We start from the raw sequence: 26,756 nt of genomic DNA, 5'->3' as shown, positions 1-26,756 counted from the left end.
CTTTGTACTCACCCTCTCGGGCTTTCCTCCGGGCGCTTCCCTTCGTTCTTGCGTTTCCGACTCTATCAGATCTTTTCTCGACCCGATTTCCTCGGTGCTTTCCAGGTTCCCGCTCTCGCGTTTCCCTTTCCGGCGGTTCCGACTTTATCAGATCCTCTCGGCGTCCGATTCCCTGTCGGCGGGATTTGCCGGCCGGCCTTGGGCTTTCGCCCGTCGACCTTTCGACATTCACTACGTTAGCCGATTCTCCCGGCGACTCATAATCGAGTCCGGCGAGTTCGAATTGAACGCGCGGGCGCGCCACAATCGACCCCGCTCAGGGGTTGTAGCTAGGTAGTGGGTTGGCCGCTCCGGCTGCAGGCGATCGCCGTACCCGGTTCAGCGGCTCGGGCCACATTACGCACCTTCCAGTGCGGAGTCAACTCCGGCGGCGCCTCGGCACGTGGGCCCGATAGGGGCTCACGGTCGGGTCGTTGGCCACCCAGAAGCGCCAGGGGTGGACGTCGCCGTCGCCGCCCTCGCCGGCGACCCCGGTGCGCGGACCGTTCCGTACCTGGTCGGACGCGACCGGGGTGCCGGTCAGCATCCTCAGCGGCGTATCGCCGGCCGCGCACGCGTCCGTGCCGTCGAGGGCGCGGTCCACCCCCAGGGCCGTGGCGAGGCGGGCCGGGCCCTTGGCCAGTTCCTTGTCGTTCCGGGCCGAAACCCTGCGTTCGCGTGCCAGCTCGGCGCCCTCGACGACCTCGCCGGCCCGGAGCAGCACGGCGCTCGCGACGCCCTCGGGGCCGCAGACGAGGTTCATGCAGTGCCACATGCCATAGGTGAAGTAGACGTACACATGTCCGGGCTCGCCGAACATGACCTCGTTCCGGGCGGTGCGGCCGCGGTAGGCGTGCGAGCCGGGGTCGTTCGGACCGTCGTACGCCTCGACCTCGGTGATGCGTACCGCGATCGGGCCGTCGGGAGTCGTACGGACCAGGATGCGGCCCAGCAGATCGGGTGCGACCTGGAGCACGGGGCGGTCGAAGAAGTCTCGGGGCAGTGGCATACGGTCCGGGGACGCGATCATGCCCTCCGAGGGTAGCCCAGACGGGTGTGCGCCCGGCCGGAACCGCTGATGGCCCGATCGCGTTTGTACGGGGCGAGGGTCCTTTCGTAAAGGGAGAGTCATGGCGTTCAAGAAGCTGCTCGCGAGCCTCGGGGCCGGCGGGGCCTCGGTCGAGACGGTGCTCACCGAGGTCAACGTCGTACCGGGCGGTGTCGTCCAGGGCGAGGTGCGGATCCAGGGCGGGTCCGTGAACCAGGCCATCGAGGGTCTGTCCGTGGGCCTGCAGGCCAAGGTCGAGGTGGAGAGCGGCGACCAGGAGTACAAGCAGGACATCGAGTTCACCAAGGTGCGGCTCGGCGGTGCCTTCGAGCTGCAGGCGGGGGCGGTGCACGCGGTGCCGTTCGGGCTCGAGATCCCCTGGGAGACGCCGGTCACGATGATCGACGGGCAGGCGCTGCGCGGCATGAACATCGGTGTGTCCACCGAGCTGCAGATCGCCCGCGCGGTGGACTCCGGCGACCTCGACCCGATCAACGTGCACCCGCTGCCGGCGCAGAAGGCGATCCTGGACGCCTTCATCCAGCTCGGCTTCCGCTTCAAGAGCGCGGACATGGAGCGCGGCCACATCCGGGGTACGCGGCAGCGGCTGCCCTTCTACCAGGAGATCGAGTTCTTCCCGCCGTCGCAGTACCGCGGGCTGAACCAGGTTGAGCTGAGCTTCGTGGCCGACGAGCACGCCATGGACGTCGTCCTGGAGATGGACAAGAAGCCGGGTCTGTTCAGCGAGGGCTCGGACACCTTCCGCTCCTTCCAGGTGGGTCTTGACGACTACCACGGGACCGACTGGGCGGCCTACCTCAACCAGTGGCTGTCCGAGGTCGGCTCCAGGCGGAACTGGTTCTAGGCTCGGAACTGCTGATTCCAGTAATCGATCAGGAGGTACCGAGGTGACCGAGCTCAAGCGGCGGCCGCTCCCCCACGACTTCCATCCGCCCGTCCCGTCGTTCACGGTGACGAGCGAGGACGTCGAGGAGGGTGCGACGCTGGGGAGCGCCCAGGTCCAGGCGGAGGGGAACACCTCGCCGCAGCTGCGCTGGGAGGGCTTCCCCGCCGAGACCAAGAGCTTCGCCGTGACCTGTTACGACCCCGACGCGCCGACCGGCAGCGGGTTCTGGCACTGGGTGCTGTTCGACATCCCGGCCTCCGTGACGGAACTGCCGGCGGGTGCGGGCAGCGGCAAGTTCGAGGGGCTGCCCGAGGGCGCCGTGCACGTCCGCAACGACTACGGGTCCAAGGACTTCGGTGGCGCCGCGCCGCCGCCGGGCGACGGCCCGCACCGGTACGTCTTCACGGTGTACGCGGTGGACCAGGAGAAGCTCGGTCCGGATTCGGACGTCTCTCCGGCGGTCGTCGGTTTCAATCTGCGGTTCCACGCGATCGCGCGTGCCCAGCTCATCGGTGAGTACGAGACGCCCGCCGAGGGCTGACGCAGCGCGTCGATCCAGCCAAGCGTTCATTGAACGTTTGCCCGCCTCTGGTCTTGGAAGTGATCAGGGGCGGGCATTTTTTATTGCGTTGTCCATCTCGGCGCGCCCGTACAGAGTTGATCCGAGCCCGCCGGGGGGTGGGCAGGTGCGCACGGGAGGTGGGCTGGATGCGTGACACGCTGGTTCTGAACGCGAGCTTCGAGCCGCTGTCGACGGTGACTCTGAACCGGGCCGTTGTCCTGGTGCTGCAGGACAAGGCCGTCGTCGAACAGGCCCATCCCGTACTGCGCATGCGCGGTGCCGAGGTCGACATACCGGCGCCCCGGGTGATCAGGCTCTGCAGATACGTACGGGTGCCGTTCCGAAGACAAGCGCCCTGGTCGAGACGGGGCGTGCTGGTCCGGGACCGGCACCGGTGCGCCTACTGCGGACGCAGGGCGACGACCGTGGACCATGTGCTGCCGCGGGCGCAGGGCGGGCAGGACACCTGGCTGAACACGGTGGCCGCCTGCGCCGAGGACAATCACCGCAAGGCGAACCGGACTCCCGAGGAGGCCGGTATGGCCCTGCTGCGGGAGCCGTTCGAGCCGACGCCGGCCGATGCGATGCTGCTGGCCCTGGGACACGAGGACATGGCGGCGCTCCCCGAGTGGCTCACGCGGGAAGCGGCCTAGTCACCGGATTCGCGGCCCCGGCGGTGGAACGAAACGACCCCGCGCCCGTGGAAGGGCGCGGGGTCGTCGCGTCGTGCGGTGTCAGTCGATCGACGGCTTCTCGCGGCGTTCCGTGTGGGGGCCGTTGTTCTGCGCGGGGACGGAGTTGCCGCCGTTGCCCGGCTGACCGCCGCCGAGGGGGCCGAAGTTGCCCATGGCGCCGGACAGGCCCTTGAGGGCGTCGCCGATCTCGCTGGGGACGATCCAGAGCTTGTTGGCGTCGCCTTCGGCGATCTTCGGGAGCATCTGGAGGTACTGGTAGGAGAGGAGCTTCTGGTCGGGGTCCCCGGCGTGGATCGCCTCGAAGACCGTGCGGACGGCCTGGGCCTCGCCCTCGGCGCGGAGCGCGGCGGCCTTGGCCTCACCCTCGGCGCGCAGGATCTGGGACTGCTTCTCGCCCTCGGCGGTCAGGATGGCGGCCTGGCGCGTACCTTCGGCGGTGAGGATCGCGGCGCGCTTGTCGCGGTCGGCGCGCATCTGCTTCTCCATCGAGTCCTGGATGGAGGTGGGCGGTTCGATGGCCTTCAGTTCCACGCGGTTGACGCGGATGCCCCACTTGCCGGTGGCCTCGTCGAGGACGCCGCGCAGGGCCGCGTTGATCTCCTCGCGGGAGGTCAGGGTGCGTTCGAGGTCCATGCCGCCGATGATGTTGCGCAGGGTGGTGACCGTGAGCTGCTCGATGGCCTGGATGTAGCTGGCGACCTCGTAGGTGGCGGCCCGGGCGTCGGTCACCTGGTAGTAGATGACGGTGTCGATGTTCACGACCAGGTTGTCCTGGGTGATCACCGGCTGGGGCGGGAACGGGACGACTTGTTCGCGCAGGTCGATGCGGTTGCGGATGGTGTCGATGAACGGGACCACGATGTTGAGGCCCGCGTTCAGGGTCCGCGTGTAGCGGCCGAAGCGCTCGACGATGGCGGCGCTGGCCTGTGGAATGACCTGGATGGTCTTGATCAGGGCGATGAAGACCAACACCACCAGAATGATCAGGACGATGATGACCGGTTCCATCGTGTTCCCCGTACCCCTCTCCGCCTCGGCTCCTTCAACGGGTCCAGTCGCCGTTGAGGATCTTGCTGGTCGAGTCTGACAGACCGTCGCACAACTCGTGGGCAGGACGGCTCAGATGACGATCGCGGTGGCCCCTTCGATCTCCACGACGTCCACCTCCTGGCCCACGTCGTAGGCGCGGCCGGTGTCGAGGGAGCGGGCCGACCAGATCTCCCCGGCGAGTTTGATGCGGCCGCCGGAGCCGTCGACGCGTTCCAGGACGACTGCCTGCTTTCCCCTCAGGGCGTCGACACCGGTGGCCAGTTGGGGCCGCTGGCTGCCGTGCCGGGCGGCGATGGGGCGGACCACGGCGATCAGGGCGACGGAGACGACGACGAAGGCGAGCACCTGGATCACCACGCCGAAGCCGAGACCGGCGGCCACCGCGGCCGCGACCGCTCCGACCGCGAACATGCCGAACTCCGGCATCGCGGTGACCACGAGGGGGATTCCGAGCGCCGCCGCGCCGACGAGCCACCACACCCATGCGTCGATGTCGTTCACAGGGTCATGGTAGGACCGCGGTCCGGCGGCGGACAGGGCGCGAACGGGGGTGCGACCGGCCGTCAGGACAGGGGCAGGCCCTGCGCGGTCCAGCGGTCGCCGACCTGCTCGACGACGAGCGGGAGCCCGAAGCAGAGGGAAAGGTTGCGGGAGGTCAGTTCGAGCTCGATCGGGCCGGCGGCGAGGACCTTGCCCTGGCGGATCATGAGGACGTGGGTGAAGCCGGGGGCGATCTCCTCGACATGGTGGGTCACCATGATCATCGAGGGGGCGATGGGGTCGCGGGCGAGCCGGCCGAGGCGGCGCACCAGGTCCTCGCGGCCGCCGAGGTCGAGGCCGGCGGCGGGCTCGTCGAGCAGCAGCAGCTCGGGGTCGGTCATCAGGGCGCGGGCGATCAGGGTGCGCTTGCGCTCGCCCTCGGAGAGGGTGCCGAAGCGGCGGTCGAGGTAGTCGCTCATGCCGAGGCGGTCGAGGAAGGCGCGGGCGCGCTGCTCGTCGACCTCGTCGTACTCCTCCTGCCAGCCGGCGGTCATGCCGTAGGCGGCGGTGAGGACGGTCTGGAGCACGGTCTGGCGCTTGGGGAGCTTCTCGGCCATGGCGATGCCGGCGACGCCGATGCGGGGGCGCAGGTCGAAGACGTCGACCTTGCCGAGGGTGTCGCCGAGGATGGTGGCGGTGCCCTTGCTGGGGAAGAGGTAGCTGGAGGCGACGTTCAGGAGGGTGGTCTTGCCGGCGCCGTTCGGGCCGAGGATGACCCAGCGCTCGCCCTCCTTCACCGACCAGGAGACCTGGTCCACCAGAGCCCGGCCCTCACGGACCACGGATACGTCCTGAAGCTCCAGAACATCGCTCATGAGCGCGTTGTCTCCCCTTGCAGTGTGGCCGGTCTCGGCTGGTCGCGTACGCCTGTGGCTCGGGCCGCCGCGCCGGTGGGCGCAGCCCCTATGAAATCTACGCCACGAGTGCCCCGCACCATTCCATCGGTCCGGTCCTTAGGGTGGGGGCATGCTCTCGGAACCGCGTTCAGGACGCCTCGCCGCTTGGGGAAACGCCCTTCTGGCCGGACTTGTCTCTCCGGATGACGCCGCGCTCGCCGTCGTGGGCGAGGACGCCGTGCACCGGGTGCAGGGGCTGCCGGGTGATCCGGCGCCTGCCGGGCTCACGCTCGCGCTGGGCCGGCTGCGGGCGCTGGGGGTGACGGGCCTGCGGGTGGCGCTGCCCGCGCCCGGTCATCCGCTGGGGCTGAGCGGTCCGCCGGACTTCAACGCGCGGGCGCTGGAGGCCGAGGAGGCGGTGCTCTGCTTCGGGGCGGCGATCGGACTGGTTCCGGAGGTCCACTCGGCCGGTCCGGACGGTGATGTACATGTCGAGGTGGTCTGGCATGTGCTGCCGGTGCGGGAGGCGCCGCCCGCCGACGTGCCCTCGCTGGGTGAGGCCGAGCGGGAGCTGGCCGAGGCGCTGCGGGAGGCGACCGAGGTGCTGGCGAAGCTGGACGTCGCCGGGTCGGGGCCGGTGGCGGAGGCGGCGATCGACGCGTACCGGGCGCGGGCCGAGCGGGGCCGGGAGGTGCTGGCCCCGGGGTACCCGCCGCGTGCGGTGCGGGTGCTCGAGCTGGCCCAGCGGGTGGGTCTGCTGGTGTCCCTGGCGTACGGCAAGGGGCACGGCGGTGCGGTGAGCGCGTCGGAGATGGCGGCGCGGGGCGCGGCGCTGCGGCCGGTGGAGCGGACCGCGCGGCGGGCGCAGGTGGCCGCGTACAACTCCATGGTGGAGGAGCGGGAGCGGGGCCTGCGCTGAGCCTGCTGGCGCCCTGGGGCCGGCCGCGACGGGACCGCGGGCCTTCCCGGGGGAGGATCCGGGAGGGCCCGCGGTCACCGGCGGCGGACCTCAGTGGTTGATGCCGAGGTTGCCGAAGGCCGGGTTCAGCACGCCGATGACGTTGACGCTGTTGCCGACCACGTTCACCGGGACGTGCACCGGGGCCTGGACGACGTTGCCCGAGACGACACCCGGAGAGCCCTTGGCCGCACCGCCGGCCCAGGCGCCGTCCGTGGCGGAGGCCATGCCCGCGCCCGCGGCCACCAGTCCCCCGGTCACCATCGCCACGGTCGCCGCCTTCTTCAGGTTCTTCACTGTCCAACCCCTCCTAGGTGTCCACCGCGGCGATCACCGCGGCACGCACTGGAGAACGGCGGGGGCCGCCGGAGGGTACGGCCATCCGGGTGATATTCCCACGACGGTATGAATCTCAGCCCGGAACGGAACCTTCCGCGCCCTGGCGAACGAGGCGCCGGGGCGGCCTCAGCCGGCCACGCCGTGGCGCACGGCCCACAGGGCGGCCTGGGTGCGGTCGGCCAGGTCGAGCTTCATGAGGATGTTGGACACATGCGTCTTGACGGTCTTCTCGGAGAGCACCAGGGCGCGGGCGATCTCCCGGTTGGAGCGGCCGTCGGCTATCAGGCCGAGCACCTCCCGCTCCCGGTCGGTGAGCGAACCCGCTCTGCCCTGACCGGAGTTGGCCTCTTCCTGGGAGAGCAGGGCGTCGGCGACCTCGGGCTGGAGCAGGACGTGCCCGGCGTGCACGGACCGGATGGCGCCGGCGAGCGCGTCGGGGTCCACGTCCTTGTAGACGTACCCGGCGGCGCCCGCGCGCAGGGCCGGTACGACCGTGCGCTGTTCGGTGAAGCTGGTGACGATGAGCACGCGCGCGGGGTTGTCGAGTTCGCGGAGCCTGCGCAGTGCGTCGATGCCGTCCGTGCCCGGCATCTTGACGTCCATGAGGACGACGTCGGGCCGCAGTTCCTCGGCGCGGGCGACTCCCTCGGCGCCGTCCGCGGCCTCGCCGACGACCTCGATGTCGTCCTGCACCTCCAGGAAGGTGCGCAGGCCCCGGCGGACGACCTGGTGGTCGTCGACGAGCAGCACTCTGATCGGGTCAACCACCGGGTACCTCCATCTCGATCGTGGTGCCCCTGCCGGGCGCCGCGTGCACGGTGAGGGTGCCGCCGACCCCGCCGGCCCGGTCCCGCATCGACACCAGTCCCAGATGGCGTCCGGCCCGGCGCACCGCCGTGGGGTCGAAACCGCTGCCGTCGTCGGCGACCCGCAGGACGGCACCGCCGCCGCGCCGGTCCACGGTCACCCGGACGTGCTCGGCGCCCGAGTGGCGCAGGGCGTTGTGCAGGGCCTCCTGGGCGACCCGCAGCACCGCCTCCTCCTGGGCCGCGGGCAGGGCGCGGAAGCCGTTGGCCGCGAAGCTCACGCGCGCGGTGTGGGCGCGGTCGAGGACCTGTATCTGGGTGCGCAGGGTGGCGATCAGACCGTCCTCGTCCAGCGCGGCCGGACGCAACTCCACGACTGCGGCTCGCAGTTCGTCGGCCGCCTCGGCGGCGAGCACGGCGACCTGGTGCAACTCGCCCTTGGCGCGGGCGGGATCGCGGTCGACCAGGGCGGCCGCGGCCTGGGCGGTCAGACGCAGGGAGAAGAGCTTCTGGCTGACCGCGTCGTGCAGTTCGTGGGCGAGCCGGGAGCGCTCCTCGGCGATGGTCAGCTCGCGACTGCGCTCGTACAGGCGGGCGTTGGTGAGGGCGATCGCGGCGTGCTGGGCGAGGATGGCGAGCAGTTCCTCGTCCTCCTCGGTGAAGCCGCAGCTCCCCTCGGGCTTGGGGCAGCGCTTGTTGGCGAGGAACAGGGCCGCGATGACCTCCTCGCCGTCCTTGACCGGCAGGCCCAGGAAGTCGGACATGTCGGGGTGGGCTGAGGGCCAGCCCTCGAAGCGGGGGTCCTTGCGGACGTCGGCGAGGCGCTCGGGCCGTGCCTCGTCCAGCATGGCGGCGAGGATGCCGTGCCGGCGGGGCAGCGGCCCGATGGCCTTCCACTGGGCGTCGCTGACGCCGTCGACGACGAACTGCGCGAAGCCGCCGTGGTCGTCGGGGACGCCGAGGGCGGCGTACTGCGCGTCGAGCAGTTCACGGGCCGAGGCGACGATCGTCTTCAGGACGTCGCGCACCTCGAGGTGCCTGCTCATGGCCAGCAGCGCGGAACTCACCGCGGCGAGGCCGGACCGGGGGCCTTGACTCATGTCCTCACGGTACCGGCGGGTTACGCCGGCGCGGATCGGACCGGTGGCGGCGGGACCCCCTCCGCGGGTCCTAGGACGCTGGGGGTAGGCCCCCCGGCCCCGGCCGTGCGGCGTACGCCGAAGGGCCCCGCCGCTCTGGTGCCCGCGTCCGAGGCGGCGCGGGGCCGGCCGTTCCTAGGTTGAGGTCACCGCCCGGCGGGGCGGCCGGGGCGCCGAGGCCCCGGATGACGAGGGGACGGTTGTCATGCCGGTAGCGATCATCACGGGGGCCTCCAAGGGGCTGGGGCGGGCGCTCGCCGAGGGGCTGGCCGCGCGCGGCTGGGATCTGGTGCTGGACGCCCGGGGCGCCGGGCCGCTGGAGCGGACGGCGGAGGCGGTCGCCGGGCACGGGACGCGCGTGACGGCGGTGCCCGGGGACGTCACGGACGCCGGGCACCGGGCCGCGCTGGTGGCCGTAGCGCGGCGGCTGGGCGGGGTCGACCTGGTGGTGAGCAACGCGAGCGCGCTGGGCGCCGAGCCGCTGGTGCCGCTTGCGGAGCTGCCCCCGGAAGGGCTGCGGCGGGCGCTGGAGGTGAACGTCGTCGCGGCGCTCGGCCTGGTCCGGGAGGCGCTGCCGCTGCTGCGGAGGTCGGCGGCGGGCACGGTGGTCACGGTCAGCTCGGACGCGGCGGTGGAGGCGTACGGGACGTGGGGCGGGTACGGCGCCTCGAAGGCGGCCCTGGACCAGCTCGCTGCGGTGCTCGGCCGGGAGGAGCCGGACCTGCGGGTGTGGGCGGTGGACCCCGGGGACATGGCGACGGACCTGTACGCGGCGGCCGTACCGGACGACGACGAGCCGCGGCCCGCGCCCGCGCGCGTGGTGCCGGCGTTCCTGCGGCTGCTGGACGAGCGTCCGGCGAGCGGGCGGTACACGGCGCCGGCGCTGCTGGAGGCACGATGACCACCGCCCCGACGGTGCCCGAGGAGCTGTCGGCGCGCGTGCCGGCCGAGCAGCGCGGGCCCGGCCTGGACCGGGACGCCGTACGGCTGCTGGTGTCGCACGGCACCGAGGTGGCGCACCACGTTTTCCAGGAGCTCCCGGCGCTGCTGCGGGCCGGGGACCTGCTGGTGGTGAACACCTCGCCCACGCTGGCCGCGGCGGTGAACGGCCGGATCGGGCACACGCGTGTGGTGGTGCACTTCTCCACCCGCGGGGACGACGGCCGCTGGGCGGTGGAGCTTCGGGAACCGGACGGGCGGGGCACCACGCGCGCGCGTGCGGGTGCCTTCGCGGGTGCGGGTGCGGGCGGCCCCGCGGGAATGCGCGCGGGCGTGCCCGCGGGTGCAGTGGTGCGCTTGCCCGGCGGGGCGCGGCTGGTGCTGGAGGAGCCGCTGGACGGGCGGGGCGACCGGCTGCGGTGGGCCCGGCCGGCCGGGACGGAGGTGCTCGGGGTGCTCCGGGAGCACGGGCGGCCCATTCGCTACTCCTACACGGAGCGGGACCAGCCGCTGTCGGTGTACCAGACGGTGTTCGCGCTGCCCGAGGCGGACGGGACGGGCAGCGCGGAGATGCCGAGCGCGGCGCGTCCCTTCACGGAGCGGCTGGTGGTGGAGCTGGTGCGCCGGGGGGTGCAGTTCGCGCCGGTGACGCTGCACACGGGGGTGGCCTCGGCGGAGGCGCACGAGCCGCCGTACCCGGAGCGGTACCGGGTCCCGGAGGCGTCGGCGCGGCTGATCAACGCCGCTCGGGCTGGTGGCGGCCGGGTCGTCGCGGTGGGGACGACGGCCGTGCGGGCGGTGGAGTCGGCGGCGGGTCCGGGCGGGGTGGTGCGGGCGGACGGGGGATGGACCGATCTGGTGGTCACGCCCGAGCGCGGGGTACACGCGGTGGACGGGCTGCTGACCGGGCTGCACGAGCCGGAGGCCTCGCATCTGCTGATGCTGGAGGCGGTCGCCGGCCGGGCCGCGGTGGGCCGCGCCTACGAGGAGGCGCTGCGCGGGCGCTACCTGTGGCACGAGTTCGGGGACGTGCACCTCATCCTGCCCGCGGAATCCACTCACTGAGTGCGTTGCGACGGCAACTCGCGGTGAGATGGGCGCGACGGCGGTGTGAGCCCGCGCATAGGGCCCACGTCACGTACGAAAGTGCATAGGAGATAAACCACCCATAGGTGAACGGGACAGACGGCCCTGTCTGTCCCGTTTTGCCCTTCCCTGATCCACTATGCGGCTTCGTACGTCACACCTTTGCCTGGGCATTTTGCGCCCGCTAAGAATTGCTTCCGTCGCTCGGCGCCGCGGTTTCCCGCCGCGGCCCTCGTGCGGGAGGAACCGATTCCCCCGGCGGACGCAGGAGAGCGGCCTCCGCGCTATCGAAGAGGTCCATCAAGCCATGCCCAAGAACATCCTCACTCGTGCTTATAGTCTTACGCTGACCAAGCAGCGCAAGATCGCCGTCGCCGGTGTCGGCGCCCTCGGTGCCGCCGCCCTGGCCTTCACGGCCGTCCCCGGCAACGCCCAGACCGTCACCACCGACGCCGCGGCCACGCAGCAGGTGCACTACGCCGACACGCCGGTCAAGGACGTCAAGGGCTCGCTCACCGACCGGCTCGCCGGCCAGACCGTCAAGCTCGACGCCGTCGCCAAGCAGCAGGCCGAGGCCAAGAAGCAGGCCGCCGCCAAGCAGCAGGCCGAGGCGACGAAGAAGGCCGCCGCCCAGGCCGCCGCCAAGAAGGCCGCGCAGGAGCGCGCCGACAAGGCCGCGAGCCGTTCCGCGCAGCGCCCCGCGATGCAGATGGTCGCCGCCAAGACCTACTCGAACAACCTGGACGGCTGGATCCGCCAGTCCCTGGACATCATGAAGTCCAAGGGCATCCCGGGCAGCTACCACGGTCTGCACAAGAACATCATGCGGGAGTCCTCGGGCAACCCGATGGCCATCAACGACTGGGACATCAACGCCATCAACGGCATCCCGTCGAAGGGCCTGCTGCAGGTCATCCCGCCGACCTTCAAGGCGTACCACGTGCCCGGCACCTCGTGGAACATCTACGACCCGGTCGCCAACATCACCGCCGCCGCCAACTACGCGGCCGACAAGTACGGCACGATCGACAACGTGAACAGCGCGTACTGAGGTCGCGCGGACCTCTGACATACGCGGAAGGGCGGCACCCCGGTGGGGTGCCGCCCTTCGCGTCGCACGGCCGCGCCTCGCGCGGCCTGCGGTCACTTGCGCATGACCTCCGGCTCGTGCCTGCGCAGGAAGCGGGCGACGAGGAAGCCGCAGATCACACCGAGCACGAGCAGCGCGGCCATGTCCAGGCCCCAGGCCGAGGCCGCGTGGTCCCACAGCGGGTCGGTGCTGGTCGGGTCGTCGGTGTTCGGGGCGATCTTGTTGAAGTCCAGCGTGGCGCCGGCCGCGGCCACCGCCCAGCGGGACGGCATCAGGTACGAGAACTCGTTCACGCCGAGCGTGCCGTGCAGGGTGAAGAGGCATCCGGTGAAGACGACCTGGATGATCGCGAACATCACCAGCAGCGGCATGGTCTTTTCGGCGGTCTTCACCAGCGAGGAGATCACCAGGCCGAACATCATCGAGGTGAAGCCGAGCGCCATGATCGGCAGGCACAGCTCGAACAGCGTCGAGCCGCCGAGCACCAGCCCCCGGCCGGGGATCTCCCGGCTGGAGAAGCCGATCAGGCCCACCATCAGGCCCTGCAGCACCGTGACGGCGCCCAGCACGACCACCTTGGACATCAGGTACGCCGAGCGGGACAGGCCGGTGGCGCGCTCCCGCTCGTAGATGACCCGTTCCTTGATCAGCTCACGCACGGAGTTCGCGGCGCCGGCGAAGCACGCGCCGACCGCGAGGATCAGCAGGACGGTGGTCGCCGTGCCGTTCGGGACGGGCACGCCGGTGCGCGGGTTGACCGGGTTGACCAGCAGGCCCTTGTCCGAGTCGATCAGCAGGCTGACCGCGCCGAGGACTGCCGGGAGGATCACCGTGAGCGCCAGGAACCCCTTGTCGGACGCTATGACGGCCACGTAGCGCCGGATCAGGGTCATCAGCTGCGAGCCCCAGCCCTGCGGCTTGGGCGGCCTGATGGCCTGCGGCGGCGGCATGTGTACGGACTGCGGGGCGACCGCGTCGATGTCCGCCGCGTACATCTGGTAGTGCTGCGAGCCCTTCCAGCGGCCCGCCCAGTCGTAGTCGCGGTAGTTCTCGAAGGCGGAGAAGACGTCGGCCCAGCTGTCGTAGCCGAAGAAGTTCAGCGCCTCCTCCGGCGGGCCGAAGTAGGCGACCGCGCCGCCCGGCGCCATCACCAGGAGCTTGTCGCAGATCGCCAGCTCGGCGACCGAGTGGGTGACCACCAGGACCGTACGGCCGTCGTCGGCGAGGCCGCGCAGGAGCTGCATCACGTCGCGGTCCATGCCCGGGTCGAGGCCAGAGGTCGGCTCGTCCAGGAAGATCAGCGACGGCTTGGTCAGCAGCTCCAGGGCGACCGAGACGCGCTTGCGCTGGCCGCCGGACAGGGAGGTGACCTTCTTGTCCTTGTGGATGTCCAGCTTGAGCTCGCGCAGTACCTCGTCGATGCGGGCGTCGCGCTCGGCGGCGGTGGTGTCGGCCGGGAAGCGCAGCTTGGCCGCGTACTTCAGGGCCCTCTTGACGGTCAGCTCCTTGTGCAGGATGTCGTCCTGCGGGACCAGACCGATGCGCTGGCGCAGCTCGGCGAACTGCTTGTACAGGTTCCGGTTGTCGTACAGCACCTCGCCCTGGTTGGCGGGCCGGTAGCCGGTGAGCGCCTTCAGCAGCGTCGACTTGCCGGAGCCGGACGGTCCGATGACCGCGATCAGGGACTTCTCCGGGACGCCGAAGGAGACGTCCTTCAGGATCTGCTTGCCGCCGTCGACCGTGACGGTCAGGTGGCGCGCGGAGAAGGAGACCTCACCGGTGTCGACGAACTCCTCGAGCCGGTCGCCGACGATGCGGAAGGTGGAGTGGCCGACACCGACGATGTCGTTCGGGCCGAGCAGCGCCGAACCGCCCTTGGCGATCGGCTGGCCGTTGACGTAGGTGCCGTTGTGCGAGCCCAGGTCGCGGATCTCGAAGCGGCCGTCGGGCGTCGAGTGGAACTCGGCGTGGTGGCGGGAGACCTGCAGGTCGGAGACGACCAGCTCGTTCTCCAGGGCACGGCCGATGCGCATGACGCGGCCGACGGCGAACTGGTGGAACGTGGTCGGGCTGCGGTCGCCGTAGACCGGTGGCGCCCCCGCCGCGCCGCCGGGCGTCTTCTGCACCGGGTTCTCGGCCGGACCGCCCTGCTGCTGCGGGAAGGCCGGCGACGCCCCCGACCGCTGCCAGTCGGCCTGCGGCGCCTGCTGGTGCGCGGCCGCCTGGTGCGGCACCCCCTGCTGCGGCTGCGGGGCCTGGGGCTGCGCCCAGCCGGGCCCGGCGCCCTGAGCCGCGTACGGCGCGGACTGCGCCTGCTGCCGGGGCTGGGCCACCGCTGCGCCGGAGAGGTCCAGCCGCGGTCCGTCGGTCGCGTTGCCCAGGTGCACCGCGGAGCCGGGGCCGATCTCCATCTGCTGGATCCGCTGGCCCCGCACGAACGTGCCGTTGGTGCTCCCGTGGTCCTCGATGACCCAACTGCGGCCGTTGAAACTGACCGTGGCGTGACGCCAGGACACCCTGGCGTCGTCGAAGACGATGTCACCCTGCGGATCGCGGCCGAGGGTGTAGGGCCTGGACGGCTCCAGCGTCCAGGTCCGTCCGTTTGTTTCCAGTACGAGTTCCGGCACTCCATGCCCCACTGAGTTGTCCCCCGAATTTCCCCCATCACAGGGAGTCTAGGGATGTCGAACATCGTGGGGAACTATTTCAGGCTCGGCCCCGTGACCGAAACCCGGGCCTTGCGACGCGCGCCCTCACGCGCCTCAACTCGCGCCGTTGACGGGGTTGATACCGGGCCGGAGAGTGGTAATCCCCCGCGAGGGGGGCAAGCGCGGCAGCCGTGCCGCGCCGCGGATCGGGGGGTCTGCCATGAGTGCTGCCAAAGGCGCCGGGACCGCGCGGCCCGGTGAGCCGCTGCCGTGGGGGGACATCCTGCTGTCCGCGTTCACCGCGGTGAGCTGGGCGTTGGCGGGGATGACGGCCACGGCTGCACTGGGGCTGCACCTGCTCCGGGCGGACGCGGCCGGCTCGCTGGGGCCGATGACGGCGGCCGTCGTGGCTCTTGGGGCGGGTGGTTCGGTCTCCCCGTCCGCAGACGTGTCCGCCTTCGGGCTCAAGGGCGGTGAGGCGCACACCGCCGTCGAGATCACGCCACTCGGTGTGAGCCTGGCCGGCGCCCTGCTGCTGGCGTGGTTCTTCCTGCGGTCCCTGCGTGCGGCGGGAGTTGTGATCGCGCCGTCCGAACTCCTCGCCAGGGCGGGCACGGTGGTCGCCCTCTCCGTGGCGATGCTGGGCGGACTCGCCTGGGCCGGGCACGACGTCGTCACCCTCGACGGCGGCTCGCTGGGTCTCGACGAGCTGCCCGGCGGGGGCGGCAAGGGCGGCGCCGGCATCCCCGGCCTCGGCGACATCGGCGGGCTGCTCCCGGACCGGGTCGGGGACCTGATCCACGCCAAGGCGGCCGTCGGCTTCACCGTGGACACCGTGCCCACACTCCTCGGCGGGCTCGGCTGGTCCGCCGGCGTGCTGCTGATCGCGCTGCTGGCCGCCCGCCGCGCTCCCCTGCCGCCGGGCTGGGACGCCGTGCACCGGGTGGTGCGGCCGGCCGTCTCGGCGCTCGTCACCGTGCTGCTGCTGGCCGTGGTCGCCGGGCTGGCCGCGGCGGCGTACGCGGCGATCGGCGACGACCACCCCGGGCGGATCGCCGGCGCGGCCCTGCTCGGCGCGCCGAACGGGGTGTGGCTCGGCATCCCGCTCGGCCTCTTCGTCCCCTGGGACGGCCGGGCGACCGGCGCCCTGGGCGCCCTGCTCCCCCACCCGCTGGACCAACTGCTGGGCGCGGCGCGGGACCAGCCCGTCACCCTCGGCCGGCTGGCCGGTCTCGACGGCCGGGTGTGGCTGCTCGCGGTGGCCGCCGCCGCGGCGATGCTGCTGGCGGGGGTGCTGACCGCGGTGCGCACACCGGTGCCGGACGGGACGGGCGCGGCGGGCCTCGCCGGACGGTGCGCCCTGCGGCTCGGGGCCGCGACCGCGCTGACCCTGCCGTTCCTGGCCTGGCTGACGGACGTCTCGGTGGACGCCTCGCTGTCCGTGCTGGGCTTCGACGCGTTCGGCGCGGGCGTCGAACTGCACGGCCGCACGGGCGCGGCACTGCTCCTGGGCGCCGTGTGGGGCGCCGGGGCCGGCGGAGCGGGAGCGCTGCTCGCCCGGGCGCTGGGGGCGGCGGGGGCCCGGGCGGCGTGGCCCGCGCGAGGCGGGACGGCCGCGGCGGGGGACGACGGACCCGGGTACGGCGGACCGGGGTACGGCGGACCGGGGTACGGCGCGGGAGCAGGGTTCGGCGCGGGAACGGGGTACAGCGCGGGAACGGGGTACGGCGATGGCTCCGGGCACTCCGCGTACTCCGGGTCCCCTGCGTCCGGTGACCGCCCCGGGAGCCCCGGCCGCCCCTCGACCGGTGATGGCGTGGGGCACGGGCGCCCCGCGCCGGGCGACGGCTCCGGGCCGCCGCTGTCCGGCGGTGGCTCCGATGGGCCGCTGTCCGGCTCTGGGGCCGGGCCGTACGCGCCGGGCAGGCCGTACCGGCCGCCGAACCCCGGCACGAACCCCTATCTCCGGGTGCCGGAGGAGGTGCGGGACGAGCCCGAGGACGCGCGGCCGCCCTCCGCCGGGGACGACATGTACGGCGCCCCGACCATCTCCCGCCGGCTGCCCCCGCCCCCGCCCCGCAGCCGTCCGGGCGCCCGCCCGCCGGATCGCTCGCCGGACGGCCCGGACGACGGCACGCCCCCGCCGCCTCCCCCGCCTCCCCCGCGTCCGAGGACCGGGAGGTGACCGGCGGACGGGTGTGCCGGGGCGACCACTGCGGGCAAGATGCGGGACATCGGGTGGACACTTGTTGTTCCATGTCCGTCAGGCGGACCGCACGGGCGGAAGGCACTGGGTGCCGGATACGGTGGTGACACCATGAGCGCTTCGCAGACCCCCGAGGTCCCCACTCTCCTCGTCAAGATCTTCGGCAAGGACAGGCCGGGCATCACGGCCGGCCTCTTCGACACCCTTGCCGCCTTCAACGTCGACGTGGTCGACATCGAGCAGGTCGTCACCCGGGGCCGCCTGGTGCTGTGCGCGCTGGTCACCCAGCCGCCGGCCGGGCTCGAGGGCGATCTGCGGTCCACCGTGCACAGCTGGGCCGAGTCGATGAAGATGCAGGCGGAGATCATCTCCGGGCGCGGCGACAACCGGCCGCGCGGGCTCGGGCGCTCCCTGGTGACCGTGCTCGGCCATCCGCTCACCGCCGAGTCGACGGCGGCCATCGCCGCCCGCATCGCGAAGACCGGCGGCAACATCGACCGCATCTTCCGGCTCGCCAAGTACCCCGTGACCGCGGTGGAGTTCGCCGTCTCCGGGGTGGAGACGGAGCCGCTGCGCACGGCCCTGGCCTCGGACGCGGCGGCACTCGGTGTCGACGTCGCCGTGGTCTCGGCGGGCCTGCACCGGCGCGCCCAGCGGCTGGTCGTCATGGACGTGGACTCCACCCTCATCCAGGACGAGGTCATCGAGCTGTTCGCGGCGCACGCGGGCTGCGAGGACAAGGTCGCCGAGGTGACGGCGGCGGCGATGCGCGGGGAGCTGGACTTCGAGCAGTCGCTGCACGCGCGCGTGGCGCTGCTGGAGGGTCTGGACGCCTCGGTGGTGGAGAAGGTGCGCGACGAGGTGCGGCTGACGCCGGGCGCCCGCACCCTGATCCGCACCCTCAAGCGGCTCGGCTACCAGGTGGGTGTCGTCTCCGGCGGCTTCACGCAGGTCACGGACGATCTGAAGGAGCGGCTGGGGCTGGACTTCGCGCAGGCCAACACGCTGGAGATCGTCGACGGGAAGCTCACCGGGCGGGTCACCGGGGAGATCGTGGACCGGGCGGGCAAGGCGCGGCTGCTGCGCCGGTTCGCGGCCGAGGCCGGGGTGCCGCTGTCGCAGACGGTGGCGATCGGCGACGGGGCCAACGACCTGGACATGCTGAACGCGGCCGGTCTGGGCGTCGCCTTCAACGCCAAGCCGGTGGTCCGCGAGGCCGCGCACACGGCGGTGAACTTCCCCTTCCTCGACACCGTGCTCTATCTGCTGGGCGTCACCCGGGAAGAGGTCGAGGCGGCCGACACGCACGACGAGGGCTGAACCGCCGGCCCGCGGGGTTCGCGCTCGGCCCGGCTCCGGACGTGGGAAGGGCCCGGCACCGTCGTGGTGCCGGGCCCTTCACCGTGTGTGCCGTCACTCGGAGGGCGCCCAGTAGTCCACCATCGTGGCCGTGCCCGGCTCCAGGCTCTTCCAGCCGCCGTCGAAGGTCAGCACCACGAAGGCGGCGGCCGGGAAGCCGCGGCGCTCCATCCGCCGGCGGGCGTCGCCGCCGGACTCGCCGGCCAGGACCTCGGCCAGGCCGTGCACGCCGGGGTTGTGGCCGATGAGGATCACGTTCTGCGCGTCGTCCGGGACCTCGTTGAGCACTGCGATCAGCTCGCCGGGAGAGGCCTCGTAGACCCGCTCCTCGTAGACGGTTTTCGGCCGGTGTGCGAGTTCGTGGACGGCGAGCTTCCAGGTCTCGCGGGTCCGGACGGCGGTGGAGCACAGGGCAAGGTCGAAGGTGTAACCGGTGTCGGCCAGCTTGCGCCCGGCGACCGCGGCGTCCATACGGCCCCGCTCGGCGAGGGGCCGTTCATGGTCGGCCACCTGGGGCCAGTCGGCTTTCGCATGCCGGAAGATCACGATCCTGCGGGGTTCTGCGACGCTCATGGGTCCCAGCTTCGCATGAAACAGGCCACCCGGCGCAGGGAGTTGACATGGGCGATCACCGCCGGAGCGCCCCTGCGTCAGCGGGCGAGGAGCTGCTGCGCGCGTTCGAGGAGCTGCGTGACCGCCGGGGTGGCGCTCGCCGCGTGGGCGTCGGACGGGTTCAGTATCAGCGCCAGCAGTGCGACGAAGGCGAGGGCCGGCAGGGCGAGCGCCCACCAGGGCAGCCGGATGTCGACGCCGCCCGTGGTCGCCGGGTGGGGCCGGGTGTGCGTACGGACCGGCATGGTCGCCTCCGTCGGGTCCTCGAGTGCTCGTGGCCGCCTGCCGCGGTCATGTCTCGAAGGTACGGAGTACGGGGCCGCCGGCCCATCCGGTGACCCACCCACTTGACCCTGACCCTGTCCCCCTAGGGGATGGTGGGGCCAGCACCACCATCAGGGCGCCGGACGGATCAGGGCGACGCGATCGTCGCGATGATGCCGATGATCACGAAGATGGCGAGGAACGAGCCGAAGACGAGCAGCAGCTTCTTCTGGCCGTTCTTGGGGTTCGGGTCCAGCACGGGCTCCATGCGCCCAGTCTCGCACCCTTCGTCCGGAACGGACCGCCCGGGGTGTCCGTGCCGCCGCGTCGGCGGGCGGCACGGGCGGCCGGTGGCGGACCCGCGTGCTCAGGCGCGGCCCGCCTCGTCCTCCACCGTGCGGTCGCGGCCCGCGAGGACGCCCACCGCCATCTGGGGCAGCATCAGCCCCGCCATCAGGGCGATCGGCAGGCCCCAGCCGCCGCTGTGCTGGTAGAGCACGCCGACCAGCAGCGGGCCGGGGATGGAGATCAGGTAGCCGGTGCTCTGCGCGAACGCGGAGAGCTGGGCCACGCCCGCACCGGTCCTGGCGCGCATGCCGACCATCGTCAGCGCGAGCGGGAAGGCGCAGTTGGCGACGCCGAGCAGCACGGCCCAGGCCCAGGCGCCGGCGGCCGGCGCCAGGTACAGCCCGGCGTATCCGGCGAGGCCGCACACGCCCAGGGCCAGCACGATCGGCCCCTGGTGGGGCAGCCGGGTGGCGAGCCGCGGGATGACGAAGGCCAGGGGGACGCCCATCACCATGGTGACGGCGAGGAGCAGGCCCGCCGTGCCGGCCGGGACGCCGGCGTCCCGGAAGATCTGCGCCATCCAGCCCATGGTGATGTAGGCGGCGGTGGCCTGGAGCCCGAAGAAGACGGCGAGCGCCCACGCGGTGCGGCTGCGGGTGATGCGCAGCGGCGCCGTCCGCCCGTCCGGCGCGGTGCGGGCCGGCTCCTGGGCGGGGGCCGTGTCCCGGCCGCGCACCAGCGGCAGCCAGGGCAGCACGGCGGCGGCCGCGAGCGCCGCCCACACGGCGAGCCCGGACTGCCAGGCGCCGCCCAGCGCGCCGGTCAGCGGCACGGTCACCGCGGCGGCGAGGGAGGTGCCGAGGGCGAGGGCCATCGAGTACAGGCCGGTCATGGAGCCGACGCGGTCGGGGAACCAGCGCTTGACGATGACCGGCATCAGCACGTTGCTGACGGCGATGCCCATGAGGGCGAGGGCGCTGGCGACGAGGAAGCCGGCCGTGCCGCCGGCGTACGGGCGTATCAGCAGGCCCGCGGTGATGGCGGCCATGCCGGCGCACACCACGGCGGCCGGGCCGAAGCGCCGGGCCAGGCGTGGCGCGGTGACGCCGAAGACGGCGAAGCAGAGCGGCGGCACGGAGGTGAGCAGTCCGGCCACGCTGCCGCTCATGCCCAGTCCGTCGCGGACCTCCTCCAGCAGCGCGCCGAGGCTCGTGATGGCGGGGCGGAGGTTGAGCGCGGTCAGCACGATGCCGACGACGACCAGCCGGGTGGCCCACGCGCGCGTGGGCGGAGTCGTACGGGTTCCGGGCGCCGTGCTCGCGCCGCGTTCGGTCGAAGGCATCTCCGTACGGGTGTCCGCGATCCGTGTTTCCTCACTGGCCATGCGGCTCATCATAGAATCATGGGATGATTGGTTGTCCACTCCCTCGTCGGCCACGGCCGGGAATCCCGTGCGAAGGTGTGCCATGCCTCTGAGCCACCCGCGCCGTTCGGCGCTCTCCGAGCAGGTCATCGCCGAGCTGCGGGCGCAGATCGCCTCCGGCGAGTGGCCGGTGGGTTCGCGCATCCCGACCGAGCCGGAACTGGTGGAGCAGCTCGGCGTCGCCCGCAACACCGTCCGCGAGGCCGTGCGGGCACTCGCGCACAACGGCCTGCTGGACATCCGCCAGGGTTCGGGCACCTATGTAGCGGCGACGAGCGAGCTGGCCGGCGTGATGCACCGCCGCTTCGCGGGGGCCGATCCCCGGCACATCGCGGAACTGCGCTCGACGCTGGAGTCGGCGGCGGCGCGGCTTGCCGCCGAGCGGCGCACCGAGAAGGACCTCAAGCAGCTCGACGCGCTGCTGGTGCGGCGTGAGGAGGCGTGGGAGTCCGGCGAGGCCGAGGCCTTCGTGACGGCGGACGCCACCTTCCACCTGGCCGTGGTGGCCGCCTCCCACAACGACGTCATGACGGCGATGTACGCCGACCTGGGCGAGGTGCTGCGCGACTGGCTGCGCGCCGACGTCGGCGCGGGCCTGACCCCGGAGGCGCACATGGACCACGCCCGTCTGGTGGACGCGATCCGCGCGGGTGACGCGGGCGCGGCGGCCGAGGAGGCCGGAAGCTACCCCTTCCTGTGCCGTCCGGGCCGGTTCAGCGCGCCTTCTGGTGACTGATCCACACCGAGCGGACCTCCTTCCAGCAGCGGCCGGTCAGCCGTACCGTCATGGCGGCGTCGGTGTTCACGGGCGCGCTGTCGGTGTCGATGTCCCACCAGCGGGCGCACTCGATGTGCAGGCGCACGCGGTCGGTGTCGACATAGGGGTTGTGGCAGTAGGCGACCACGTGCGAGCCGGTCACAGCCGTGCGGCAGGCGGCGCCGAACAGCTTCGGGGCGGGCGGCTTGGCGTCGCTCGCGCGCGCGTGGCACAGCGCCGCGTACGGCAGGCAGATCGTGAGGGCGGCGGCCACGGTCACCGGGGCCAGGCTGCGGGACAGGCGCACAAGGGGACCTCCTCGGCCGGGCTGCGGAGGGATGCGCGAGGTGAACGCTGCCTCCAGGGTGCGCAGCCGGTCACCCGCCCCGCCCGGCCGGGTACGCCGAACGAGTGACGCCCCGCTCCCCGCGCGCTGCGGGGAACGGGGCGTCGGCGCCGTACGGGGAGCTCACCCGCGCCGGACGCGGGTCACCGTGTGCCGTGCGCGGCTCAGGCGCCGATGGCGTGCAGGCCGCCGTCCACGTGGATGATCTCGCCGGTGGTCTTCGGGAACCAGTCGCTCAGCAGGGCGACGACGCCCTTGCCGGCCGGCTCCGGGTCCTTGAGGTCCCACTCCAGCGGGGAGCGGGTGTCCCACACGGAGGCCAGGTCGCCGAAGCCCGGGATGGACTTGGCGGCCATGGAGCCGATGGGGCCGGCCGAGATGAGGTTGCAGCGGATGTTCTGCTTGCCCAGGTCGCGCGCCATGTAGCGGCTGGTGGCCTCGAGGGCGGCCTTGGCCGGGCCCATCCAGTCGTACTGCGGCCAGGCGTACTGCGCGTCGAAGGTGAGGCCGACGACCGAGCCGCCGTTCTGCATCAGCGGCAGGCAGGCCATGGTCAGCGACTTCAGGGAGAACGCCGAGACGTGCATGGCGGTGGAGACCGACTCGAACGGCGTGTTGAGGAAGTTGCCGCCGAGTGCGTCCTGCGGGGCGAAGCCGATGGAGTGGACGATGCCGTCCAGGCCGCCCAGCTCCTCGCCGACCACGTCGGCCAGCCGTCCGAGGTGCTCCTCGTTGGTCACGTCCAGCTCGATGACCTTGGCCGGCTTCGGCAGCTTCTTGGCGATGCGCTCGGTCAGCGTGGGCCGCGGGAACGCGGTCAGGATGATCTCGGCGCCCTGCTCCTGGGCGAGCTTGGCGACGTGGAAGGCGATGGAGGACTCCATCAGCACACCCGTGACCAGGATGCGCTTGCCCTCGAGAATTCCGCTCATGGTGATCAGTGACCCATTCCCAGTCCGCCGTCAACGGGAATGACGGCTCCAGTGATGTACGAGGCGTCGTCCGAGGCGAGGAACCGCACCGTCGCGGCGATCTCCTCCGGCCGCGCGTACCGGCCGAGCGGCACCTGGGACACGATGTCCTTGCGCTGCTCGTCGGTGAGCACCTTGGTCATGTCGGTGTCGACGAAGCCGGGCGCGACGACGTTGAAGGTGAGGTTGCGCGAACCCAGCTCACGGGCGAGGGAGCGCGCGAAGCCGACCAGGGCGGCCTTGGAGGCGGCGTAGTTCGCCTGCCCCGCCGAGCCGAGCAGGCCGACCACCGAGGAGATCAGCACGACGCGGCCCTTGCGCGCCCGCAGCATGCCGCGGTTGGCGCGCTTGACGACGCGGAAGGTGCCGGTCAGGTTGGTGTCGATGACCGAGGTGAAGTCCTCCTCGGACATGCGCATCAGGAGCTGGTCCTTGGTGACGCCGGCGTTGGCGATCAGGACCTCGACCGGACCGTGCTGCTCCTCGATCTCCTTGTAGGCCTGCTCCACCTGCTCGGGGTCGGTGATGTCGCACTTGACGGCGAGGAAGCCGGCCGGCGGCTCACCCGAGCGGTACGTGATCGCGACCTTGTCGCCGGCGTCGGCGAAAGCGCGGGCGATGGCGAGGCCGATGCCCCGGTTGCCTCCGGTGACGAGAACCGAGCGGCTCAACGGATCACCCTTTCGATAGCGGTCTGATGCGGTACGGCACCCGCCCGAACACCTCGATGACAGGCGGCTTCATCGAAAACCTATCGGTAGCGCCCCTTCCGTGGGCAAGCGGGCACCGACAGTGGCTGAAGTGCGTCACTGTCGGGTCCCTACAGAAAGCACCGGTGCGCACCGCGAAACCTGTGGTCCGCCGGGCCGGTGTCACGACATGATCGGACCGACAGGCCACGACAGCAGGGAGACCTCCGTGCCTCATTCCATCGACGAAGCCTTCACGGCGCTGCCGCTGAGGGCCCTGGCCGACGCCGCGCTGGCACGCGCGCGTGCGCTGGGGGCCGAGCATGCGGACTTCCGGTTCGAGCGGGTGCGCAGCGCGTCCTGGCGGCTGCGGGACGCCAGGCCCGCCGGATCGTCGGACACCACCGACCTCGGCTACGCGGTCCGGGTCGTGCACGGCGGCACGTGGGGCTTCGCGTCAGGGGTGGACCTGAGCCTGGACGCGGCCGCGAAGGTCGCCTCCCAGGCGGTGGCGATGGCGAAGCTCTCCGCGCAGGTCATCAGGGCGGCCGGCGCGGACGAGCGGGTGGAGCTGGCGGACGAGCCGGTGCACGCGGACCGCACGTGGATCTCGTCGTACGAGATCGACCCCTTCTCGGTGCCCGACGAGGAGAAGGCGGGGCTGCTGGCGGAGTGGAGTGCACGGCTGCTCGCGGCGAACGGCGTGAACCACGTGGACGCCTCGCTGCTCACCGTGCACGAGAACAAGTTCTACGCGGACACGGCAGGCACCGTGACGACCCAGCAGCGGGTGCGGCTGCACCCGCAGCTCACGGCGGTGTCGGTGGACGAGTCGAGCGGTGAGTTCGACTCCATGCGGACCATCGCGCCGCCGGCCGGCCGGGGCTGGGAGTACCTGACGGGCACCGGCTGGGACTGGGACGCCGAGCTGGAGCGGATGCCGGAGCTGCTGGCGGAGAAGATGCGGGCGCCCAGCGTGGAGCCGGGCGTGTACGACCTGGTCGTCGACCCGTCCAACCTGTGGCTGACCATCCACGAGTCCATCGGGCACGCCACCGAGCTGGACCGCGCCCTCGGCTACGAGGCCGCCTACGCCGGCACCTCGTTCGCCACCTTCGACCAGCTCGGCAAGCTCAGGTACGGCTCCGAGCTGATGAACGTCACCGGCGACCGCACCGCCGAGCACGGCCTCGCGACCGTCGGTTACGACGACGAGGGCGTCGAGGCCCAGTCCTGGGACCTGGTGAAGGACGGCACGCTGGTGGGCTACCAGCTCGACCGGCGGATCGCGCGGCTGACCGGGTTCGAGCGGTCCAACGGGTGCGCGTTCGCCGACTCGCCGGGACACGTGCCGGTGCAGCGCATGGCCAACGTGTCGCTGCGGCCGGATCCGGCGGGCATGTCCACCGAGGACCTGATCGGGGGCGTCGACCGGGGCATCTACGTCGTCGGCGACCGGTCCTGGTCGATCGACATGCAGCGCTACAACTTCCAGTTCACCGGGCAGCGCTTCTTCCGGATCGAGAACGGCCGGATCACCGGGCAGCTGAAGGACGTCGCCTACCAGGCGACGACCACCGACTTCTGGGGTTCGATGACCGCTGTGGGCGGCCCGCAGACCTATGTCCTGGGCGGCGCCTTCAACTGCGGCAAGGCCCAGCCGGGCCAGGTGGCCGCCGTGTCCCACGGGTGCCCCTCCGCCCTGTTCCGGGGCGTCAACATCCTCAACACCACCCAGGAGGCCGGTCGATGAGCGCCCGTACCAACAAGCCGCACGAGGTCGTCGAGCAGGCGCTCGCGCTGTCCCGGGCCGACGGCTGCGTGGTCATCGCCGACGAGCAGTCCACGGCCAACCTGCGCTGGGCGGGCAACGCGCTCACCACGAACGGTGTGACGCGCGGCCGTACGCTCACCGTGATCGCGACCGTGGACGGCAAGGAGGGCACCGCCTCCGGCGTCGTGTCCCGCTCGGCGGTGACGGCCGCGGAGCTGGAGCCGCTGGTGCGGGCCGCCGAGGCCGCCGCGCGCGGAGCCGGGCCCGCCGAGGACGCGCAGCCGCTGGTCGGCGACGTGCCCGCGTCCCCCGACTTCACCGAGGCGCCCGCCGAGACGTCCTCCGCGGTGTTCGCGGACTTCGCCCCGGCGCTCGGCGAGTCCTTCGCACGCGCGCGTGCCGGCGGCCGGGAGCTGTACGGCTTCGCCAACCACGAGCTGGTGTCGACGTACCTCGGCACCTCCACCGGGCTGCGGCTGCGGCACGACCAGCCCACCGGAACGCTGGAGATGAACGCCAAGTCGCCGGACCGCACCCGCTCGGCGTGGGCGGGGCGGTCGACGCGCGACTTCAAGGACGTCGACCCGGGCGCGCTCGACGCCGAGCTGGCCGTGCGGCTCGGCTGGGCCGAGCGGCGGGTGGAGCTGCCCGCGGGCCGGTACGAGACGCTGCTGCCGCCGACCGCGGTGGCCGATCTGCTGATCTACCAGCTCTGGTCGGCTTCGGGCCGGGACGCGGCGGAGGGCCGGACGGTGTTCTCCAGGCCGGGCGGCGGCACCCGGGTCGGCGAGAAGCTGAGCGGGCTGCCGCTGACGCTGCGCAGCGACCCGCACGAGCCGGGCCTGGAGTGCGCGCCGTTCGTGGTCGCCCACTCCTCCGGCGGCGACCAGTCCGTGTTCGACAACGGGCTGCCGGTGCGGGCCACCGACTGGGTCCGCGAGGGCGTGCTGCGGAACCTGACCACGACCCGGCACAGCGCGGGCCTGACCGGGCTGCCGGTCGCCCCGGCGCTCGGCAACCTGATCCTCGACGGCGGGCAGGACCGCTCCCTGGAGGAGATGGTCGCGGACACCGGGCGCGGGCTGCTGCTGACCTGCCTGTGGTACATCCGCGAGGTGGACCCGGCGACGCTGCTGCTCACCGGGCTGACCCGGGACGGCGTCTACCTCGTGGAGAACGGCGAGGTCGCCGGTCAGGTGAACAACTTCCGGTTCAACGAGTCGCCGGTGGACCTGCTGGGCAGGGCCACGGAGGCCGGGCGCACCGAGAAGACGCTGCCGCGCGAGTGGAGCGACTGGTTCACCCGGGCCGCGATGCCCGCGCTGCGGATCCCCGACTTCAACATGAGCTCGGTCAGCCAGGGCGTATAACCTCGTAGTCGGCTG

The 26,756-nt window shown here is 72.2% G+C and carries 27 protein-coding genes; 12 read left to right on the top strand and 15 right to left on the bottom strand.

Going from position 1 to position 26,756, the window contains the following annotated elements; all coding sequences use genetic code 11:
- Positions 1-418: 418 nt before the first annotated feature.
- Positions 419-1,069, bottom strand: a complete 651-nt coding sequence (locus ACFYU0_RS26245; protein WP_389304531.1) for a DNA-3-methyladenine glycosylase — start codon at positions 1,067-1,069, stop codon at positions 419-421.
- 100 nt (positions 1,070-1,169) lie between these two features.
- Between ACFYU0_RS26245 and ACFYU0_RS26240 the strand changes: the two genes are divergently transcribed.
- The 3 genes from ACFYU0_RS26240 to ACFYU0_RS26230 all read left to right on the top strand — a co-directional run bounded on the left by ACFYU0_RS26240 (position 1,170) and on the right by ACFYU0_RS26230 (position 3,209).
- Complete coding sequence (locus ACFYU0_RS26240; RefSeq protein ID WP_351673126.1) at positions 1,170-1,952, top strand: sporulation protein; 783 nt, start codon at positions 1,170-1,172, stop codon at positions 1,950-1,952.
- Positions 1,953-1,995: 43 nt separating this feature from the next.
- Entirely contained in the window at positions 1,996-2,535 is a 540-nt protein-coding gene (locus ACFYU0_RS26235) for a YbhB/YbcL family Raf kinase inhibitor-like protein (protein ID WP_351673128.1), read from the top strand.
- A 167-nt stretch (positions 2,536-2,702) separates the two neighbouring features.
- On the top strand, positions 2,703-3,209 hold the full coding sequence (locus ACFYU0_RS26230) for an HNH endonuclease (RefSeq protein ID WP_351673130.1): 507 nt from the start codon (positions 2,703-2,705) through the stop codon (positions 3,207-3,209).
- An 81-nt stretch (positions 3,210-3,290) separates the two neighbouring features.
- Here the strand turns inward: ACFYU0_RS26230 and ACFYU0_RS26225 are convergent, their stop codons facing one another.
- The 3 genes from ACFYU0_RS26225 to ACFYU0_RS26215 form a co-directional block, all read right to left on the bottom strand.
- Positions 3,291-4,259, bottom strand: a complete 969-nt coding sequence (locus tag ACFYU0_RS26225; protein ID WP_351673132.1) for an SPFH domain-containing protein — start codon at positions 4,257-4,259, stop codon at positions 3,291-3,293.
- Positions 4,260-4,370: 111 nt separating this feature from the next.
- Entirely contained in the window at positions 4,371-4,802 is a 432-nt protein-coding gene (locus tag ACFYU0_RS26220; RefSeq protein WP_351673134.1) for an NfeD family protein, read from the bottom strand.
- A 62-nt stretch (positions 4,803-4,864) separates the two neighbouring features.
- Complete coding sequence (locus tag ACFYU0_RS26215) at positions 4,865-5,656, bottom strand: ABC transporter ATP-binding protein (RefSeq protein WP_351673136.1); 792 nt, start codon at positions 5,654-5,656, stop codon at positions 4,865-4,867.
- A gap of 151 nt (positions 5,657-5,807) precedes the next feature.
- On the opposite strand from ACFYU0_RS26215, the gene ACFYU0_RS26210 reads away from it, so the two are divergent.
- Positions 5,808-6,596 (top strand): hypothetical protein, encoded by a 789-nt coding sequence (locus ACFYU0_RS26210; RefSeq protein ID WP_351673138.1) that lies wholly within the window; start codon positions 5,808-5,810, stop codon positions 6,594-6,596.
- Positions 6,597-6,686: 90 nt separating this feature from the next.
- Here the strand turns inward: ACFYU0_RS26210 and ACFYU0_RS26205 are convergent, their stop codons facing one another.
- The 3 genes from ACFYU0_RS26205 to ACFYU0_RS26195 form a co-directional block, all read right to left on the bottom strand.
- Positions 6,687-6,932 (bottom strand): chaplin, encoded by a 246-nt coding sequence (locus ACFYU0_RS26205; protein WP_351673140.1) that lies wholly within the window; start codon positions 6,930-6,932, stop codon positions 6,687-6,689.
- Positions 6,933-7,100: 168 nt separating this feature from the next.
- On the bottom strand, positions 7,101-7,742 hold the full coding sequence (locus ACFYU0_RS26200) for a response regulator (RefSeq protein ID WP_389304527.1): 642 nt from the start codon (positions 7,740-7,742) through the stop codon (positions 7,101-7,103).
- Positions 7,735-8,880: a GAF domain-containing sensor histidine kinase gene (locus ACFYU0_RS26195; RefSeq protein ID WP_389304525.1), complete on the bottom strand. Its 1,146-nt coding sequence runs from the start codon at positions 8,878-8,880 to the stop codon at positions 7,735-7,737. The genes ACFYU0_RS26200 and ACFYU0_RS26195 overlap by 8 nt, the downstream gene beginning before the upstream one ends.
- A 244-nt stretch (positions 8,881-9,124) precedes the next feature.
- Between ACFYU0_RS26195 and ACFYU0_RS26190 the strand changes: the two genes are divergently transcribed.
- From ACFYU0_RS26190 to ACFYU0_RS26180, 3 genes are all read left to right on the top strand, one after another.
- Positions 9,125-9,820, top strand: coding sequence for an SDR family NAD(P)-dependent oxidoreductase (locus tag ACFYU0_RS26190; protein ID WP_389304523.1), 696 nt, complete (start codon positions 9,125-9,127; stop codon positions 9,818-9,820).
- Complete coding sequence (locus ACFYU0_RS26185; RefSeq protein WP_389304521.1) at positions 9,817-10,923, top strand: S-adenosylmethionine:tRNA ribosyltransferase-isomerase; 1,107 nt, start codon at positions 9,817-9,819, stop codon at positions 10,921-10,923. The genes ACFYU0_RS26190 and ACFYU0_RS26185 overlap by 4 nt, the downstream gene beginning before the upstream one ends.
- 328 nt (positions 10,924-11,251) lie before the next feature.
- Positions 11,252-11,995, top strand: coding sequence for a transglycosylase SLT domain-containing protein (locus ACFYU0_RS26180; protein ID WP_351673149.1), 744 nt, complete (start codon positions 11,252-11,254; stop codon positions 11,993-11,995).
- 92 nt (positions 11,996-12,087) lie between these two features.
- On the opposite strand, the gene ACFYU0_RS26175 is transcribed toward ACFYU0_RS26180, so the two are convergent.
- The gene (locus ACFYU0_RS26175; protein WP_351673183.1) at positions 12,088-14,661 is read right to left on the bottom strand and encodes an FHA domain-containing protein; all 2,574 of its coding nucleotides are present in this window, start codon (positions 14,659-14,661) and stop codon (positions 12,088-12,090) included.
- A gap of 241 nt (positions 14,662-14,902) precedes the next feature.
- Between ACFYU0_RS26175 and ACFYU0_RS26170 the strand changes: the two genes are divergently transcribed.
- Positions 14,903-16,867, top strand: a complete 1,965-nt coding sequence (locus tag ACFYU0_RS26170) for a streptophobe family protein (protein WP_389304518.1) — start codon at positions 14,903-14,905, stop codon at positions 16,865-16,867.
- 132 nt (positions 16,868-16,999) lie between these two features.
- On the top strand, positions 17,000-18,208 hold the full coding sequence (gene serB, locus ACFYU0_RS26165) for a phosphoserine phosphatase SerB (RefSeq protein WP_351673153.1): 1,209 nt from the start codon (positions 17,000-17,002) through the stop codon (positions 18,206-18,208).
- 93 nt (positions 18,209-18,301) lie between these two features.
- On the opposite strand, the gene ACFYU0_RS26160 is transcribed toward serB, so the two are convergent.
- The 4 genes from ACFYU0_RS26160 to ACFYU0_RS26145 form a co-directional block, all read right to left on the bottom strand.
- Positions 18,302-18,820: a histidine phosphatase family protein gene (locus ACFYU0_RS26160; RefSeq protein WP_351673155.1), complete on the bottom strand. Its 519-nt coding sequence runs from the start codon at positions 18,818-18,820 to the stop codon at positions 18,302-18,304.
- A 77-nt stretch (positions 18,821-18,897) separates the two neighbouring features.
- The gene (locus ACFYU0_RS26155) at positions 18,898-19,104 is read right to left on the bottom strand and encodes a hypothetical protein (protein WP_351673157.1); all 207 of its coding nucleotides are present in this window, start codon (positions 19,102-19,104) and stop codon (positions 18,898-18,900) included.
- Between the two features lie 167 nt (positions 19,105-19,271).
- Complete coding sequence (locus ACFYU0_RS26150; RefSeq protein WP_351673159.1) at positions 19,272-19,391, bottom strand: SGM_5486 family transporter-associated protein; 120 nt, start codon at positions 19,389-19,391, stop codon at positions 19,272-19,274.
- 99 nt (positions 19,392-19,490) lie between these two features.
- Positions 19,491-20,753 (bottom strand): CynX/NimT family MFS transporter, encoded by a 1,263-nt coding sequence (locus tag ACFYU0_RS26145; protein ID WP_389304552.1) that lies wholly within the window; start codon positions 20,751-20,753, stop codon positions 19,491-19,493.
- 124 nt (positions 20,754-20,877) lie between these two features.
- On the opposite strand from ACFYU0_RS26145, the gene ACFYU0_RS26140 reads away from it, so the two are divergent.
- Positions 20,878-21,570 carry an FCD domain-containing protein gene (locus ACFYU0_RS26140; protein WP_351673163.1) on the top strand — a complete coding sequence of 231 codons (693 nt, stop codon included), beginning with the start codon at positions 20,878-20,880 and terminating at the stop codon, positions 21,568-21,570.
- Here the strand turns inward: ACFYU0_RS26140 and ACFYU0_RS26135 are convergent.
- The 3 genes from ACFYU0_RS26135 to fabG form a co-directional block, all read right to left on the bottom strand.
- Positions 21,548-21,898: a hypothetical protein gene (locus tag ACFYU0_RS26135; RefSeq protein ID WP_351673165.1), complete on the bottom strand. Its 351-nt coding sequence runs from the start codon at positions 21,896-21,898 to the stop codon at positions 21,548-21,550. The genes ACFYU0_RS26140 and ACFYU0_RS26135 overlap by 23 nt on opposite strands.
- A gap of 203 nt (positions 21,899-22,101) precedes the next feature.
- Positions 22,102-22,869 carry an enoyl-ACP reductase FabI gene (gene fabI / locus ACFYU0_RS26130; protein WP_351673167.1) on the bottom strand — a complete coding sequence of 256 codons (768 nt, stop codon included), beginning with the start codon at positions 22,867-22,869 and terminating at the stop codon, positions 22,102-22,104.
- 5 nt (positions 22,870-22,874) lie between these two features.
- Positions 22,875-23,579, bottom strand: a complete 705-nt coding sequence (gene fabG / locus ACFYU0_RS26125; protein WP_351673169.1) for a 3-oxoacyl-[acyl-carrier-protein] reductase — start codon at positions 23,577-23,579, stop codon at positions 22,875-22,877.
- Positions 23,580-23,826: 247 nt separating this feature from the next.
- On the opposite strand from fabG, the gene ACFYU0_RS26120 reads away from it, so the two are divergent.
- Positions 23,827-25,350 (top strand): TldD/PmbA family protein, encoded by a 1,524-nt coding sequence (locus ACFYU0_RS26120; RefSeq protein WP_389304513.1) that lies wholly within the window; start codon positions 23,827-23,829, stop codon positions 25,348-25,350.
- Positions 25,347-26,741, top strand: a complete 1,395-nt coding sequence (locus tag ACFYU0_RS26115) for a metallopeptidase TldD-related protein (protein WP_389304511.1) — start codon at positions 25,347-25,349, stop codon at positions 26,739-26,741. Before ACFYU0_RS26120 ends, ACFYU0_RS26115 begins: the two co-directional genes overlap by 4 nt.
- Positions 26,742-26,756 lie beyond the last annotated feature (15 nt).

The organism is Streptomyces sp. NPDC003720, from assembly GCF_042875075.1.
GTDB lineage: Bacteria > Actinomycetota > Actinomycetes > Streptomycetales > Streptomycetaceae > Streptomyces.
Note: the sequence above shows the minus strand (reverse complement) of the source record. Positions and strands in the feature narration are given on the sequence as shown.